The organism is Xanthomonas sp. LF02-5 (assembly GCF_034105325.1).
In the GTDB taxonomy this organism is placed as follows: domain Bacteria; phylum Pseudomonadota; class Gammaproteobacteria; order Xanthomonadales; family Xanthomonadaceae; genus Xanthomonas_A; species Xanthomonas_A sontii.
This window is the reverse complement of sequence record NZ_JAXGGF010000001.1, coordinates 249,212-265,336: the sequence shown is the minus strand read 5'-3', so window position 1 is coordinate 265,336 and position 16,125 is coordinate 249,212. Positions and strand designations below refer to the sequence as shown.

The following is a 16,125-nucleotide window of genomic DNA, read 5'->3' as shown; positions in this document are numbered from 1 at the left end:
GCCTTTGGAGCCGCCATGTCGCAATACATCTACACCATGAACCGGGTCAGCAAGACCGTGCCGCCCAAGCGCCAGATCATCAAGGACATCTCGCTGTCGTTCTTCCCCGGCGCCAAGATCGGCCTGCTCGGCCTCAACGGCGCCGGCAAGTCCACCGTGCTGAAGATCATGGCCGGCGTGGACACCGATTTCGAAGGCGAGGCGCGTCCGCAGCCCGGCACCAAGGTCGGCTACCTGGCGCAGGAGCCGGAGCTGGACCCGAACAAGACCGTGCGCGAGTCGGTCGAGGAAGGCGTGGGCGAAGTGCTGCAGGCGCAGGCCGCGCTGGAAGCGGTGTACGCCGCCTATGCCGAGGAAGGCGCCGATTTCGACGCGCTGGCCAAGGAACAGGAGCGCCTGGAGGCGATCCTGGCCGCCGGCGACGCGCACACCCTGGAGAACCAGCTCGACGTGGCCGCCGACGCGCTGCGGCTGCCGCCGTGGGACGCCAAGATCGCCAACCTGTCCGGCGGCGAGAAGCGCCGCGTGGCGCTGTGCCGGCTGCTGCTGCAGAAGCCGGACATGCTGCTGCTCGACGAACCGACCAACCACCTCGACGCCGAGTCGGTGGAGTGGCTGGAACAGTTCCTGGCGCGCTATACCGGCACCGTGGTCGCGGTCACCCACGATCGCTACTTCCTCGACAACGCCGCCGAGTGGATCCTGGAACTGGACCGCGGCCGCGGCATTCCGTGGAAGGGCAACTACACCGAATGGCTGATGCAGAAGGACGAGCGCCTGAAGCAGGAAGAGAACCAGGAAAAGGCGCGGCAGAAGGCGATCCAGAAGGAACTGGAGTGGGCCCGGCAGAACGCCAAGGGCGGCCGCTCCAAGGGCAAGGCACGTCTGGCGCGCCTGGACGAACTGCAGTCGGTCGATTACCAGAAGCGCAACGAGACCAACGAAATCTTCATCCCGCCGGGCGAGCGCCTGGGCAACTCGGTGATGGAGTTCAAGAACGTCTCCAAAAAGTTCGGCGACCGCCTGCTGATCGACAACCTGTCGATGATCATCCCGCCGGGCGCCATCGTCGGCATCATCGGCCCCAACGGCGCCGGCAAGTCGACCCTGTTCAAGATGATCACCGGGCAGGAGAAGCCGGATTCGGGCGAGATCGTGGTCGGCCCGACCGTGCAGCTGTCGTACGTGGACCAGAGCCGCGACAAGCTGGAAGGCAACCACAACGTGTTCCAGGAGATTTCCGGCGGCCTGGACATCCTCAACATCAACGGCGTGGAGATCCAGTCGCGCGCCTACATCGGCCGCTTCAACTTCAAGGGCCAGGACCAGCAGAAGATGGTCGGCTCGCTGTCCGGCGGCGAGCGCGGCCGCCTGCACATGGCCAAGACCCTGCTGCAGGGCGGCAACGTGCTGCTGCTCGACGAACCGTCCAACGACCTGGACATCGAAACCCTGCGCGCGCTGGAAGACGCGCTGCTGGAGTTCCCGGGCAACACCTTCGTGATCTCGCACGATCGCTGGTTCCTGGACCGCATCGCCACCCACATCCTGGCCTTCGAGGGCGACTCGCACGTGGAGTTCTTCCAGGGCAACTACCGCGAGTACGAGGAAGACAAGAAGCGCCGCCTCGGCGACGACGCCGGCCCCAAGCGCCTGCGTTTCAAGGCGCTGAAGTAAGCCGCAGCGCGTTTCTGGCAGCACCCGCCACGGCCCGCTTCGCGCGGGCCGTGCGCGTTTTTGGCTGACTGTCGGGTGGGGCTGCTCTCCGGCTCCGGGAGTCTGCGGGAGTCGACTGTCATACAGCGACGACACGCGAAGCGGTGCGCTTTCCGATGGCGCAATGCGTCGGGACTGAAGTCCCTCCCACAGTGCACCCGCCGAGTTCGCTACAAGTCCCTGTGTCGCGATGGGCCTTACCGGTAAAACCGTCGCGACTGGAGCGCTCCCACAAGCGCGTGGCACTGCACGCATGCGGAAGTGACCGCTGGGCACGCATCGCCAACGCGGGGCATCCCGGCACTACAAGTCGTAGGACAGCACGTCCTCGAAACCGAACCTGTCGAAGTCGCGGATGCGCGAGGGATACAGGCGGCCGATCAGATGGTCGTGCTCGTGCTGCACCACGCGGGCGTGGAAACCTTCTGCGTCCCGCTGCAGCGGGGTGCCGTCCGGCAGCACGCCGCTGTAGCGGATGTGCCGGTAGCGCGGAATCACCGCGCGCAGTCCGGGAATGGACAGGCAGCCTTCCCAGCCGTCCTCCAGGTCGTCGGACAGCGGCTCGATCTCCACGTTGGCCAGCGCGGTGCGCGGCACCGGCGGCGCGTCCGGATAGCGGGCGCTGCGCTCGAAGCCGAACACCATCAACTGCAGGTCCACCGCGATCTGCGGCGCGGCCAGGCCGACGCCGCGCGCGGCGTCCATGGTCTCGAACATGTCGGCCACCAGCGCATGCAGTTGCGCGCTGTCGAAATCGGTGACCGGCGGCGCCTGGCGCAACAGACGCGGGTCGCCCATGCGGATGATGTCGCGGATCATGTGCGGACTCCTGGCAGCGGGGAATGGCCGCGATTATCCGCCGTAGCGGCGACGCGTGCAGTGCGGGCTGCGGCCTCCCCTGCCCCGACTGCGACACGCCGCGGTGCAATCCCCGTGTTGCGGCAAAGCGCTTGGCGAATTCTGCAGATGCGAACTGTCATGCAGCCGCGACGCGCGAGGTGGCGTGCTTGCCGATGGCGCAATGCGTCGGGACTGAAGTCCCTCCCACCGTGCACCCGGCCAGCGTAGCGCGCGTTCCGTCACGCGTGGTTCCGCAGCGCCGTGGGCCATCCGCCGAGATGGATGTGCACACGTGACGCCCGCCTGACGTCGCTCCCACAGGGATGCGCGGGGCATCCTTGTGCGAGGGACTTCAGTCCCGACGACGCAGGGTGTCAGTCGGGTTTCGGTGCCGTTTGTCGCGGCTGTAAGACAGTTGACGCCTGCGCCGGTCTCCGCGCGGCGCGCGCCCTACTCCGGCACGTACGGCGAGGCCAGCACCTGCGGGCGGCGGCCGAGGCCGGCGCCGAGCCGGTCGAGCACGAAGCGCACGTAGAGGTTGGTGCTGAACTGGGTGTAGTCGCGGGCGTTGTTGAACAGCAGGCGGCCGCCCAGGAACAGCTGCGGGGCGATCTGCCATTCGGCCGCGCCGGCGATGTTGTAGGACATGCCGGTCTTGCTCTGCCCGGCATAGACCGGCGCGACGTAGCGGTCGGTCAGGCCCAGCAGTGCGGCCAGCGAGGCGGCGTCGTAGGCGGCCTGCTGCATCTGCGCGCTGGTCGGGAAGTACGGGCTGTCGTCGCTGCGGAAATGCTGCACGCCGACGCTGGCGTCCACGCTCCAGTTGACCGTGCGCCCGGCGGTGCGGCCGCTCCAGTGCACCGGGAAGCCCAGGTCCACGTAGTCCTGCGGGCTGAAATAGCCGCCCTGGCCGTAGGTGTAGCCGCCCAGGTTCTTGTCGTACTGCATCGCGGTCAGGTTGAGGCCGGCGGTCAGCGACTGGTTCTCGGTGTCCAGCGCGTGCACGTACACGCCCAGGTCGACCTGGCGGTGGTCGTTGCTGGCGACATTGCGGCCGACCAGGCGGTCGGCACTGACGCTGGCGTAGCCGCCGAGCAGGCCGTTGTCGAGGGTGGCCGACAGGCGCAGGCCGTTGCTGGTCACGCCGCCCCAGCCGAGTCCGGCGCGGCCGTCGTCGACGCCGCCGAAGGACAGCAGGCTGTCGCTGACCGCGCGGCGGAACACCTGGCCGGAATAGGTGAGGTTGTCGCCGGCCTGGCCGCGGTAACCGACGCCACCGACGATGCGGCGCTCGGGGAAGCCGACCGGGGTGCTGCCCAGGTCGGCGCTGAAGCCGCCGTTCTTGTAGGTCACCGCCATGCCGACGCCGCGCGCGTCCTGGTCCATGCGCCGCGCCCCGTTGCCGTTGGCGGCCATGGTGTACAGCGCCTGGCTGAAGCCGGCCGGGGTCAGCGCCGCGGCGGTGGGGTTGGCGGCGAGGTTGCGGAAGCGGGCGATGTCGGCGGCGCTGAGGTCGGCGCTGCGCGAGGCGTCGCCGAGGATGGCGCTGGCCAGCGTGCCGATCGCGGTGTCGGCGGCGGTGTTGCCGAGCAGGAACGCCGACAGCGGCTCGGCGTACAGCGCCTGCAGCGCTGCCGCCTGGCGCTGTGCGTTGGTCAGCGCCGGGTCGGTGTCGTTGAACAGCTTGTTGTACAGCCCGGTGTTGACCGCGTAGGTGCGCAGCGCGTTGCGGGTGGCATTGCTGTTGCCTTCGGTGAGCAGCAGTTGGTACAGGTCGCTGCCGACCAGGCTGTCGATCGGCGTGCGGTCGGCGGCCAGGGCATCGCCCATCGCCGCGGCCGGGCCGGCGCCGAAACGGCTGGCGGTGGCGTAGCCGGTGCCGAGCGTGCCGGCGTCGAGCAGGGTCGGGGTGACGTCGACCTGCAGCTTGCCCTCGCCCACCGCGAACTCGCCGTGCAGCGGCACTTCCAGATCGCGCAGCCGGCCCAGGCCGGCCTCGCCGTCGCGGGCGCGGTAGCTGGCGCCGGTGGCGAGGCTGTCGCTGTTCTCGGCCTGCACCTCGCGCAGTTCGTCGAGCACGGTTGAACCGCCGCCGGCGCTGGCCGGCGCGGCCGGCTGGCGCAGGGACGCGCGCGGCGCGGCGGCCAGCAGCCCGTCGTCGGGCAGGTCGCGCGGCACGCTGCGGGCGGTGCTGCGCTGGCCCGGCACCGGCAATGCGGCCAGGGCCACGCCGACGGCGCTGGCGCTGGCCGGCGGCGGCAGGTCGTCGCCGGCGGCCACGGCCGGCGCGGACGCCGGCAGCGCGGACGCTGCGTAGGCCGGGGCCGGCACGCCGCCGCCGAGGCGGTCGGACACCACCGCGGCGCTGCGCGGCATGCGTCCGTTCATGCCGGCGAACGGATTGAGCGGGCGCCCGGCAGCGGCGTAGGACGCCGGGCCGTTGGCGGCCGGCAGGCCGTTGTCGTACTGGCCCGCCTCGCGCGCCTGCGCCGCCAGTGCGGCGCGGAAGTAGCTCTCGGCCTTGCGGTTCTTGCCGGCGCTGCGGTACACGCGGCCGGCGGCGCCAAGCACCTGCGGCGAATCCGGCGCCTGCGCCAGCGCGCGCTGCAGGTAGTCCTCGGCGCTGTGCAGGTCGCGCAGCGCGGCGGCGGTGTTGGCCGCGGCGATCAGCGTGTCCAGGTCGTTGGGCGACTGCTGCAGTTGCTGCTGATACAACACCAGCGCCTGGCGCTGGTCGCCGGCGGCGGCGTACAGCCGTGCCAGCGCGGCCACCGCCTGCGGATCCTGGTTCTGCTGCGCCAGCAGCGGCGCCAGCGCGTCGTAGGCGGCTTCGAGGTTGCCGAGTTCGCGCAGGGCATCGACCTGGCGCAGCACGTAGCCGCTGCGCAGCGCCTGGTAGCGGCGCTGCTGCTCGGCGCTCATGTCGCTGTCGCGCAGCTGGCGCAGGGTCGCCGCCAGTTCCGCGTCCTGGTGCGCGCGCAGCAGCACGCCGGCGTATTGCAGGCGCGCCTCGGTGGAGGGGTTCTGTGCGACCAGGCGCTGCGCCAGGGTCAGCGCGCGCTGGTTGCTGCCGATGTCGGCATAGGCGCCGGCCATCGCCGCCAGCAGTGCCGGCTGTTCCAGCGCGTCGCCCAGCGCGGCCTCGGTGCGGCCCAGCAGCAACTGCGCTTCGCCACCGCGGCCCTGCTGCTGCAGCAGGCGCGCCGTGGCCGCCTGCTGTTCGACCCAGGCGGTGTTGCGCAGCGCGCTCATCTCGGCGGTGCGGGCATTGGCCGGAATGCGTTCCAGGCTGGCGTAGGCGCTGGCCCAGTCGCCGCGTTCCTGCGCCAGCAGCGCATTGGCGTACAGCGCCTCGGGCATGTCGCCGTGCACTGCGAGCAGGCCGTCCATGACGCTGCGCGCCTGGTCCGGACGCCCGGCCTGCTGGTACAGGCGCGCCAGGTCCAGCCGCACCCACGGATCGCCCGGGTTGTCGACCATCGCCTTTTCCAGCTCGCTCTGCGCGGTGACGGTGTCGCCGGCCTCCAGCGCCTGCTGCGCGCGGGCGCGCTGCAGGTTGGCTTTCAGCGCGGACTCGCCGCCGGCCTGCTGGCGCTGCGCCGGGCTGAGCCTGGCGAACAGCGCATTGGCCTCGTTGGCGCGGCCCTGGCGGCTGTACAGGGCGATCAGGCCCTGCAGCGCGCCGGCATCGTCGGCATGCAGGCGCAGCGCCTCGCGGTAGCTCTTTTCGGCGGCGGCGGCATCGCTGGCCGACTGCAGGTCGCCCAGCAACGCGTAGCCGGCGGCCTCCTCGGGCTTGAGCTTGACCGCCTGCTGGACCAGGCGCAGCGCGGCGTCGGTGTCGCCGCGGGTGCGCGCGGCCTGCGCCTGCTGCAGCTGCAGCCAGTAGCGCGCGCTGTCCAGCGCGCTGCGCCACTTGCCGTTGGCGGCCGCGGCCGGGCGCAGCAGTTCCTGCGCTTCGCCGAAGCGCTGCTGGCGCAGCCGCACCGAGCCCAGGCCACCGAGCGCCTCGGCATCGCGCGGACGCGCGCGCAGCACCTGCGCGAAGCGCTGTTCGGCCAGCGCCAGGTTGCCGGCGTTGAGCGCCTTGAAGCCTTCGCCCAGCTGTTCGCCGGCCGGATCGCCGCCTTGCGCGCGGCGCTCCTGCAGTTGCGCGGCCTTCTTGGCGATCTCGGCATCGTTCGGATTGGCGGCCAGGAACGCCTGGTACAGCGGCGCATCGGCGGGGCCGGCATTGAGCCACAGCAGCGCCTGGCGCCAGCCGGCACGCGCGGGACCGGCGACATCGGCGCGCTTGCTCAGCGCGGCGAGCTGGGCGATGCCCTCGCGCCGCGACGGTTCGCGGTAGGTCTGCACCTGCGCCAGCGCCAGCGCCGCGGCGGTGTTGTCCGGCTGCGCTGCAGCCAGGCGGCGCAGGCCGTCGCGTGCGCCGTCCCAGCCCTGCGGGGTGCCGGCCAGCGCCTGGTAGTACTCCAGCGCCAGCGAGTCCGGCGGGTCCTTGCCGTCGAACAGCGTCTGGTAGGCGCGCACCGCGTCCACGTAGCGGCCGGCGGCGGCGGCGCGGCGTGCGTTGCGCAGGTCGATGTTATCGCCGGTGCCGCCGATCGACATGGCCAGGCGCTGGGTCTGCGGCGCCTGCGGATGCGCCTTCTGCAGCTGCGCCAGGCGCTTGCGCGCGTCGGTCTGGCGACCCTGCGCCAGATCGATCTGGGCCAGGCCGAGCAGGGCGTCGGGCTGGTTCGGGTCGACCCGCAGCAGCTTGCGCCAGGCATCGGCGGCGAGATCGTCGCGGCCCTGGTCGTGCCAGTAGTTGCCCTGGCTGACCAGTTGCTGGGTGGCGTCGGCGTTCTGCGCGTGCGCGCTGCCGGCGAGCAGGCACAGGTCGATCATGCCGGCCAGGTACAGGGGTTTGAGGTTCATGCGGAGCATTGGGTTCTCCAGGCGGGCTGCAGCGCGCCGTCTGCGGAAAAGCGGTAGCGGTTGTCGAGCCAGGCGCGTCCGAACAGGATCAGCACCCGGTCGTAGTAGGGAAGCCGTGCCGCGGCGGCGTCGCCGGGCGCGGGAATGCGTTGCGCCTGCGCCTGGAGCAGCGCCGGTTCGCGCAGCGCGCTCAGGTACGGCAGCAGGGCCGCGGCGAAGCCGGGCGGCGCCTGTCCGCTGCCGACGCCCTGGCGGCTGTCGATCTTCTCGTCGAGACGGCCCTGCGCGCGCAGTTGCTGCAGCGGGCCGGACAGATCGTCGAGCAGCGCCTTGCGCAGCGGATCGGCGGCATCGAGCATGCCGGCCCACAGGTACACGCGGATGGCGTCGTAGCTGCCGATCGCGCCCTTGTCGGGGTCGACACCGAACGCGCGGCCGTCCCAGGCGGTCCAATCCGGCGCGAAGCCGACCGGCGCGCTGTCGCGCAGCATCCGTGCGCTGCGCGTGGCCAGGCCGGCCCACGGTCCCTTCGGATCGACCGCGGCGAAGCGCCGCAGCAACTGCAGCGGCAGGTAACTGGGGTTGAGCGTCCAGCGTTGCGGCCTGACGAACCCCTTGGCCGCCGGCAGCAGCATGCTGCCGAACCCGGGCAGCTCGGCCAGCTCGGTGCGTCGCACCAGCGCCAGCATCTGCAGACCGGCCTGGGTGTAGCCGGGCCGTTGCCACAGGCGCCCGGCCTCGAGCAGCACGTAGGCGATCCACAGGTCCGCGTCGCTGGCGCTGTTGCCGTCGAGCACGCGCCAGCTGCCGTCGCTGGCGCGGCCCCACAGCCAGGCCGGCAGCACCTGCTGCGGGCGGCCGCCGCACAGGTTGTGCCGGGTCCAGCCGAGCACGCGCTCGAACAGCACTTGGTCGTTGGCCACCAGCGCGAAGAACAGCGCGTAGGACTGGCCTTCGGAGGTGCTGCGCTGGTCGGCGTGCTGGAAATCGATCACCCGCCCGCTGGCATCGAGGTGCTTGCCGACGAACGCGATCCACTCGCGCCACGGCGCGCAGGCCGGCGCCGCCGCCAGCGCGGCGCGCGCCGGCGGCAGCAGCGTCGCCGCACCGGCGGCGAGCAGGCCGCCGAGCAGGCGCCGGCGTTGGCCGGTGTGTCCGTTCACCGCCCTGCCTGCAGCCGCGCCGCCGAATGCCGGCGCAGCACCACGCGCGCGGCCAGCGCCAGCAACACGCTCAGCAGCACCACCGCCAGGCCCAGCAACAGCGGGTGCTGCGAGAAGTACCAGCGCGCCCAGGTCGGCAGCGGCAGGTGACCGACATAGTAGGTCTGGTTGCCGGCCAGGCTGCGCACCTTGCCCTTCTGCAGCAGCACCACGCTGCCCTGGAAGTCCTTCAGCGTGGCCGGCTCCAGCCAGGCGTCGAAGAAGTCCTCGACGCTGGCCGGGTCCTCGGCCAGCAGCGCGACCACGCTGCGCCCGGCCTTCAGCGGCGACTGGAAGCCCATCAGCACCACGTCGCCGGGTGCCGGCTTCACCGCCACCTCGGCGGTGGTCGGCAGGTCGGTGCGGCGCGCATCGAACGACAGGAAGCCGGGCAGCTTGTCCAGCACCCAGTCGCTCATCGCAAAGCGCCGCCCGCTGGCGCCGTCGCCGATCGGCAGCGCCGCGCTCCAGCGCTGGAACAGCGGTTGCGAGCGCAGGCTGCCGAACACCAGCAGGTCGCTGTCGGCGTGCTTGTCGACCTCGGCGGCGTGGATCAGGGTCACCCGCAGCGCCGGGTAGCCGGTGGACGCGCCGAGCCGGCCGAGCAGGGTCAGCAGGTTGGCCATGTCCTGGTCGCCGATCTCGTCCGGCACCACCACGGTGGACTCGGACAGGTCGGCCAGGCGCGTGAACGGGAAGCCGGCATTGCCGAACGCGGCCAGGTTCGGCATCGCCATGTAGTGATGGAACGAGCGCAGGTCCACGCTGGAATCAGCGTCGATCGCGCCGGACACGTCGGGGAAGGTGTTCTTGCACGCCTCCGCCTGCGGGCGGTCGAAGAAGAAGTGGAAACGCAGCTGGCTGTTGGCCGAGAACGGCCCGGTCGGCAGCAGCAGTTTCTGCTCCACCGGCATCGCCCCCTTGGGCGAGAGTTCGTGCCACCAGCGCAGCGGCAGCGACTCGGCATAGGCGTGGCCGTTGAGCGGCAGCGTGGTGACGAAGGCATCGTTGATGCTGACGTTGAGCGCCGACTTGTTCTGCGTCTCCGGCACCGTGTAGCGATAACGCAGGTTGACCGGGATGCCGTCGCGCTGCCACACGAACAGATCCGGCGGCAGTTGCAGGCCGACCCGGATCAGGTCGGGGTGGTAGCCGCTGACGTTCAACTGCGAGGTCTGCGCGACCAGATCGCCGAAGCGCACCGGCTTGTCGCCAGAGATCCAGTTGGGCGCGTCGTAGGGCTTGCGCGGCTGCGCCGGCTTGAGTTCGCCGATGCGCGCCACCGGGCCGTTGAACGGCGTGCCCAGGCTCAGCGCGGTGGCGGCCTGCTGCAGGTCGTTGTCGTTGCGGCCCAGCACCAGCAGCAGCTTGCCGGTGGCATCGCGCGGATTGGTGATCATCGCCAGGGTCGGGCCGGCGATCTCGGTCAGGCCGGCCTGGGTCGCGGCCAGTTCCGCCGGCAGCGTCGCGGCGGTGGCGAACAGCACCGCGTTGCCGGTGGCCGGCACGTCGCCGATGGCCACGCCGAACGACGCGCCGCGGTAGCCGGCCTGCGCGCCGAACCAGGAAGCGACGATGCCGGCACTGCGCAGCGTGGCCAGGTCCGGGCGCTGCGGGAACACGAACGGCAGTTCCAGGCGGCGCGTATCGCGCTTGTCGTAGAACGGCACCGGCAGCAGCGCCAGGTCGTTGCGCAGCACCAGCGGGGTGGCGGTCAGCGACAGCCGCGTGGACGGATCGATGTTGGCCCACAGGCTGGTGTGGTCCGGATCCTCGCAATCGCGGGTGTAGTGGCCGATCAGTTGCAGGTTGAGCCGGTTGTAGTCGCTGATCAGGCGCGGATCGATCGGCACGTCGCTCTGCTGCAGCTTGCCGGCGTTCTCGCGGCTGACCGGCAGGGTCGCCACGGTGACGCCGTTGACGCTGACCTTCAGGTGCGACAGGTCCGGCAGCAGCGCCGGCGAGTAGCTGTAGACCAGATGCAGGTTCGCCGCCTGCACCACTTCGTCGGTGCGGGTGCTGAAAGCGATACCGGCGCTGCCCTGGATGCCGCGCAGGGTCATCTCGTAGTCCACACCCAGTTGCTTGAGCGTGGCCGAGCGCTCGCGTTCGGCCGGAGACGGCAGCGGCGTGGCGGTCGCGGCGGCGGCCGGCGCCTGCGCGGTGGCGGGAAGGGTCGGCTCCTGGGCCAGGGCGAGGCCGGAGAGAACCGTGAGACAGCACGCAGCCAGGGCGGGTAGACGCATCGACGGCAACCGGATGGAAGTGAAAGAGAGGAATGAACGCGACACAATGGAACGGCGACTCACGGCGCAGCCTCCTCGCCGGCGGTGCGGCCGCGCCAGCCGCTGCGCGCACTGCTGGCGACGTGCTGGCCGAGGCGCTTGAAGCCGCGCATGCTGGCCGCGAACACGCGGCCCAGCGATACCCAGAAGCGGTCGCGGTCGTGACGGCCCCACTGCGACACCCAGATGTCGGCACGGGCGAAGGTGCAGGCCACCAGCCAGCGCTCCTGCTCGATCGACATCGGCCGGAACTGGATGCTGATTTCGCCGTCGCGGTCGTGGCGCACCATCGCCGGCAGGCGCTTGGAACTGCCGCGCTGCGGCAGCGCGATCTCCACTGGCATGTCCGGCTCCACCGGCACCGGCGCGAGCAGGCGCAGCGCCATGCCGCCGGTGGAGAAGTTGACCGTGCGGCAATCCAGTTCGCGGCCATCGGCCAGGTGCAGGGTGGCCGGGATGTCCAGCGGCACGCGGTGCGAGCGGCGCACCTGGCGCATTTCGCTGGCGGTGGCGATGGTGGCGCCGAGCAACAGCACGTTGTACGCGGTCCAGGCCAGGTTGAACCAGATCGTCTGCGCCTCGCCACCGGGCTGCACGCTGAGCAGGCGCATCACGCCCGCAGCCAGGCCGGCCAGGTTCAGCACCAGCAGGAACAGGTAGGGCTTGGCGATCTGCCCGTCGAAGTAGCTGCGCGGCACCAGGCCACCCTTGGGGGTGACGTTGAACTTGCCGAGCTTGGGATTGAGCAGCGCCACCAGCGTCGGGCGCAGGATGTACCAGGCCAGGGTGGTCTCGTAGACCTCGTTCCACAGCAGGTGGCGGAACTTGCCCTGGGTGCGCAGGTTGGTCAGGTTGGCCTGCAGGATGTGCGGCAGCGCATAGGCCAGGATCATCAGCGCCGAGGCATGGATCACGTGCGCGCCGAAGAACAGGAACGCCAGCGGCGCGGTCAGATAGACGATGCGCGGCAGCCCGTAGAAGAAGTGCAGCATCGCGTTGGCGTAACACAGGCGCTGCGACAGGCGCAGGCCCTTGCCCAGCAGCGGGTTGTCCAGCCGCGCGATCTGCGCCATGCCGCGCGCCCAGCGGATGCGCTGGGCGACGTGGCCGGACAGGCTCTCGGTGGCCAGGCCGGCGGCCTGTGGCACCGCGATGTAGGCGCTGCGGTAGCCGCGGCGGTGCAGCTTGAGCGCGGTGTGCGCGTCCTCGGTGACGGTCTCCACCGCCACCCCGCCCACTTCCTCCAGCGGCTTGCGCTTGATCACCGTGCACGAGCCGCAGAAGAAGGTGGCGTCCCACTGGTCGTTGCCGTCCTGCAGCAGACCGTAGAACAGCTCGCCCTCGTTGGGCACCTTGCCGTGGTTGCCGAGATTGCGTTCGAACGGATCGGCGGAGAAGAAGTAGTGCGGCATCTGCACCACCGCCAGCTTGGCGTCGCGCAGGAACCAGCCCATCGCCACCTGCAGGAACGAGCGCGTGGGGATGTGGTCGCAGTCGAAGATCGCCACGTACTCGCCGCTGGACTTCTTCAATGCCGCATTGATGTTGCCGGCTTTGGCGTGGAGGTTGTTGGTGCGGGTGACGTAGTGGATGCCGACCTGCGCGCAGAACGCGCGGAACTCCTCGCGACGGCCGTCGTCGAGCAGGTAGATGTTGAGCTTGTCGGCCGGCCAGTCCATCACGCTGGCGGCGAGGATGGTCGAGCGCACCACCGACAGCGGTTCGTTGTAGGTGGGAATGAACAGGTCGACGCTGGGCCATTCGCGCTGGTCGGCCGGCAGCGGCAGCGGCCGCCGGTTCAGCGGCCACAGCACCTGGAAATAGCCCAGCGCCAGGATCACGAACGCGTACAGTTCGGCCAGCAGCAGGCCCAGGCCCAGACTGAGGTCGACCGGGCTGCTCATGCCCACGGTCTGGGTCAGGCGCCACCAGATGTAGCGCGAGGACACCGCCAGCGACAGCGCCATCATCACCAGGATCGCCAGGCGGCTGCCGCTGCGCCGCAGCAGCATGGCCGCGGCGAACACCACCAGCGAGAACAGCAGTTGCTGCGGCACATCCATCGGGATGGCGACGACGAAGACCAGCAACACGGCGCCCAGCAGCCACAGCGACCAGTTGGCCAGGACATGCAGCGGGCGCGCGGCATGCGACGCGGAGGCAGCGCTCATCGGCGATTCCTAACAAGGGGAGGAGGTCGGCGCGCGGTCTTCCCCACCGCGCGGCGACGGCAAACAGGTGCGGCGCCCGCAGGCGCCGCATGGCATCAACGATTCAAGAAGCGCTTGAGCGGACCGCCCGGCGCCGGCACCGCGGCCTCGCGGCCGACCTCGAGCAGGCGCTGGAACAGCTGCTGCAACGGCGTGCCGGTCGCGGTGCCGATGACGGCGGCCGACACAGGCGCCGCCGGTGCGGCGGGCGCCACCGGCAATGGCGCAGCCGGCCTGGGCTCGACCGCGGCGCGCACCACCGACAGCACCGGCGCCGGTGCGGGAGCCGCCGGCGGCGGCGCGGCGGCAGCCGGCTCCGCGGCGCTGAGCCGGTCGGCGGAAAAATCCTGGTAGGCGGTGGCGCCACTGCTGCCGAGCTTGGCGAACAGGCTGGAGACGTCGTCGCCGGTTTCGGCACCCGTTTGCTTGGACTTCTTGGACATGACGCCCCTCATGACGATCTGAAAATAATCGGTCGCTACCGCCGCGCTCAGCCGGCCCTGGCCAGCACGAAACGCCGCAGGTCTTCGTTCCCGGACGACAACGCACGCACGCCCAGGCCGGACGACATCCCCACCTGCACGAACCATGCCTGATACACCCCCTCCAGGAACCCGTCGGCGCCGCTGGCCTGCCCGGCCAGGCCGATGTGCAGCGGCGAGCCGGCGTGCAGCAACTCGACGCGGTCGGCGTGCTCCTCGAAGCGCGCATAGCCCCACTCCAGCCGGTCCCAGACGCGGTTCACCGCGTCCTCCAGCTCCTGCAGGGTGGTGCAGGCGCCGATCGGGTGTTCGGCGGCGAAGCGGCGGCCGATGCGCGCCATCAGCAGGGCCAGGTCCTCGGCGCCCAGCTCCGCGGCGAACTCCTCGGCGAGCGCGCGCAGAAAGCCGCGCCACTGCCGCGAACAGGCATGGGTGCGGTAATGGGTCTGCAACGCGTGAGCGCTCATCGAGGAAGTCTCTGGGCAGGGACGGAACGACAACGGCGTAGCGGGTGTGGCGCCCCGGGCCGACCGTTGCCGGCCGTCACTATTGCGACACAGTTCTCACTTTGAAGCGCAGTGTATCTCACTCTTTCTTCACCGCAAAGCCCTGATGCGCTGAACTGCGACCCCTGCCCGCCCACTCCGGGACCGGCGCTGGGTCGGCACCGGCAGGGCCGCCCAGGCTCAGTGCCGTTCCTCGGCCGGCACCTGGAACACCTGCCGCAGGTAGGCCAGATAGGCCGGATCGTCGCACAGGGTCTTGCCGGGCGAGTCGCTGAGCTTGGCCACCGGCTGGCCGTTGCAGCGGACCATCTTGATCACGATCTGCAGCGGCACCAGGCCCAGATCGTTGGTCAGGTGCGTGCCGACGCCGAACGCCAGCATGCAGCGGTCGCGGAAATGCGCGTACAGCCGCATCACCTTGTCGATGTCCAGGCCATCGCTGAACACCAGGATCTTGCTGCGCGGATCCACCCGATGCCGCTGCAGATGCGCCAGCACCCGCTCGCCCCATTCGAACGGATCGCCGGAATCGTGGCGCATGCCGTCGAACAGCTTGCAGAAGTACAGGTCGAAATCGCGCAGGAACGCATCCAGGCCGACCACGTCCGACAGCGCGATGCCGAGATCGCCGCGGTACTCGCGCGCCCACGATTCCAGCGCCGCCGCCTGCGAATCGCGCAGCCGCGGCCCCAACGCCTGGAACGCCTGCAGGTATTCATGCGCCATCGTGCCCAGCGGGGTCAGTCCGTAGCGGCGGGCGAAGTACACGTTGCTTGTGCCGACGAACTGCTTGCCCAGGGTCTGCTGCAGCACCGGCAGCAGTTCGCCGTGCCAGGCGCGCGAATAGCGGCGGCGGGTGCCGTAGTCGGCGATGGCGCAGTTGTCGTAGCCAGGGGTGTCGCGCAGCAGCGCGATCTTGGCCTGCAGGCGGCGCAGGCCTTCGGCATGGTCGGCGCCGCCGGCATGGCGGAACCACACCTCGTTGACGATCGCCAGCAGCGGCACCTCGAACAGGATGGTGTGCAGCCATGGTCCACGGATATGCAGCTCGATCTCGCCGGGCACGCTGGCCGAGGCCTGCAGTTGCAGGTACTTGCGGTCCAGGTGGAACAGCGCCAGGAAATCGACGAAGTCCGGCTTGATGAAGCGCATCGCGCGCAGGTAGTCCAGCTCGTCCTCGCGGAAGCGCAGCGCACACAGCGCGTCGATCTCTTCGGAGATCTGCGGCAGGTACTGCGCCAGGTCGATGCCCGGGGTGCGGCACTTGAAGCGGTATTCCACCTGCGCGCCGGGATGCTGATGCAGCACCGCCTGCATCATGGTGAACTTGTAGAGGTCGGTGTCCAGCAACGAGTCGATGATCATCCGCCGATTATGCGCTCAGTGCATTGCATGCCCCGTCTTCGTGTTTTTCTTTGGGAGCGTCAGCCGCGACCGGGCGTTTCCGATAAGGTGCGGCCGCGGCTGAAACCGCACAATTCAGCTATGGTGACAACAAGTGCAAGAGCAAAGCTTTCGCCTTGCGGCGAGTTACTTTTCTTTGCTCGCGCAAAGAAAAGTAACCAAAAGAAGCGTTTCAACACAGCCGAAGGCTGGTCAAGCGCGCCCTGCCTCGCGCCCTCCGCGCTAACGCGCTCCGGGTCCGCGTCCATCCCGGGGATCCGCGGAAGGGGCTTGGCTGCTTCGCAGCCAAGTCCGGGGCAGTCGCCTCACGGCGCCAGCCCGCCCGCCGGGGCGAAGCACTGCTTCGCCTTTTCCGGCGAGCCCTGCCCTGCCGCGGACGGCGCACATCCCTGTGCGCCGCCCTTCGGGTGTTTCCCCGCGCTGGCCGCCGCTTCGGAAGGGAACCCGGTAAGTCAAAAGCAAGGGCAACAGCCAAAGCCAAGCGACTGCGACTCCCAAAGGACTCGCGGTGATCGATGTCCGGGCGCGATGTGGGAGGGACTCTCGCCGCCCTTTTTTGG

9 protein-coding genes are annotated in these 16,125 nt (G+C 70.2%); 1 reads left to right on the top strand and 8 read right to left on the bottom strand.

The window, feature by feature from the left end; genetic code table 11:
- Positions 1-15 precede the first annotated feature (15 nt).
- The gene (ettA, locus tag SLW52_RS01135) at positions 16-1,677 is read left to right on the top strand and encodes an energy-dependent translational throttle protein EttA (RefSeq protein WP_017908418.1); all 1,662 of its coding nucleotides are present in this window, start codon (positions 16-18) and stop codon (positions 1,675-1,677) included.
- A gap of 342 nt (positions 1,678-2,019) precedes the next feature.
- Here the strand turns inward: ettA and SLW52_RS01130 are convergent, their stop codons facing one another.
- From SLW52_RS01130 to pncB, 8 genes are all read right to left on the bottom strand, one after another.
- Complete coding sequence (locus tag SLW52_RS01130) at positions 2,020-2,535, bottom strand: peptide deformylase (RefSeq protein WP_320739617.1); 516 nt, start codon at positions 2,533-2,535, stop codon at positions 2,020-2,022.
- Between the two features lie 471 nt (positions 2,536-3,006).
- Complete coding sequence (locus SLW52_RS01125) at positions 3,007-7,485, bottom strand: cellulose synthase subunit BcsC-related outer membrane protein (RefSeq protein ID WP_320739619.1); 4,479 nt, start codon at positions 7,483-7,485, stop codon at positions 3,007-3,009.
- The gene (bcsZ, locus tag SLW52_RS01120; RefSeq protein WP_295918272.1) at positions 7,473-8,639 is read right to left on the bottom strand and encodes a cellulose synthase complex periplasmic endoglucanase BcsZ; all 1,167 of its coding nucleotides are present in this window, start codon (positions 8,637-8,639) and stop codon (positions 7,473-7,475) included. Before bcsZ ends, SLW52_RS01125 begins: the two co-directional genes overlap by 13 nt.
- The gene (bcsB, locus tag SLW52_RS01115) at positions 8,636-10,924 is read right to left on the bottom strand and encodes a cellulose biosynthesis cyclic di-GMP-binding regulatory protein BcsB (RefSeq protein ID WP_320739622.1); all 2,289 of its coding nucleotides are present in this window, start codon (positions 10,922-10,924) and stop codon (positions 8,636-8,638) included. Before bcsB ends, bcsZ begins: the two co-directional genes overlap by 4 nt.
- A gap of 59 nt (positions 10,925-10,983) precedes the next feature.
- Positions 10,984-13,134, bottom strand: a complete 2,151-nt coding sequence (bcsA, locus tag SLW52_RS01110; RefSeq protein ID WP_320739624.1) for a UDP-forming cellulose synthase catalytic subunit — start codon at positions 13,132-13,134, stop codon at positions 10,984-10,986.
- 95 nt (positions 13,135-13,229) lie between these two features.
- Positions 13,230-13,616 (bottom strand): hypothetical protein, encoded by a 387-nt coding sequence (locus SLW52_RS01105; protein ID WP_152181962.1) that lies wholly within the window; start codon positions 13,614-13,616, stop codon positions 13,230-13,232.
- A gap of 47 nt (positions 13,617-13,663) precedes the next feature.
- A complete protein-coding gene (locus tag SLW52_RS01100) occupies positions 13,664-14,122 on the bottom strand; it encodes a cellulose biosynthesis protein BcsD (protein ID WP_295967613.1) in 459 nt (152 codons plus the stop codon).
- Between the two features lie 219 nt (positions 14,123-14,341).
- The gene (gene pncB / locus SLW52_RS01095) at positions 14,342-15,526 is read right to left on the bottom strand and encodes a nicotinate phosphoribosyltransferase (RefSeq protein ID WP_320739627.1); all 1,185 of its coding nucleotides are present in this window, start codon (positions 15,524-15,526) and stop codon (positions 14,342-14,344) included.
- Positions 15,527-16,125: the final 599 nt, after the last annotated feature.

What these genes read in the sequence shown, in the direction of transcription:
- ettA (WP_017908418.1), top strand. Translation starts at nt 16, where the DNA reads ATGTCGCAATACATCTACACCATGAACCGGGTCAGCAAGACCGTGCCG.
- SLW52_RS01130 (WP_320739617.1), bottom strand. Translation starts at nt 2,535, where the DNA reads ATGATCCGCGACATCATCCGCATGGGCGACCCGCGTCTGTTGCGCCAG.
- SLW52_RS01125 (WP_320739619.1), bottom strand. Translation starts at nt 7,485, where the DNA reads ATGCTCCGCATGAACCTCAAACCCCTGTACCTGGCCGGCATGATCGAC.
- bcsB (WP_320739622.1), bottom strand. Translation starts at nt 10,924, where the DNA reads ATGCGTCTACCCGCCCTGGCTGCGTGCTGTCTCACGGTTCTCTCCGGC.
- bcsA (WP_320739624.1), bottom strand. Translation starts at nt 13,134, where the DNA reads ATGAGCGCTGCCTCCGCGTCGCATGCCGCGCGCCCGCTGCATGTCCTG.
- SLW52_RS01105 (WP_152181962.1), bottom strand. Translation starts at nt 13,616, where the DNA reads ATGTCCAAGAAGTCCAAGCAAACGGGTGCCGAAACCGGCGACGACGTC.
- SLW52_RS01100 (WP_295967613.1), bottom strand. Translation starts at nt 14,122, where the DNA reads ATGAGCGCTCACGCGTTGCAGACCCATTACCGCACCCATGCCTGTTCG.
- pncB (WP_320739627.1), bottom strand. Translation starts at nt 15,526, where the DNA reads ATGATCATCGACTCGTTGCTGGACACCGACCTCTACAAGTTCACCATG.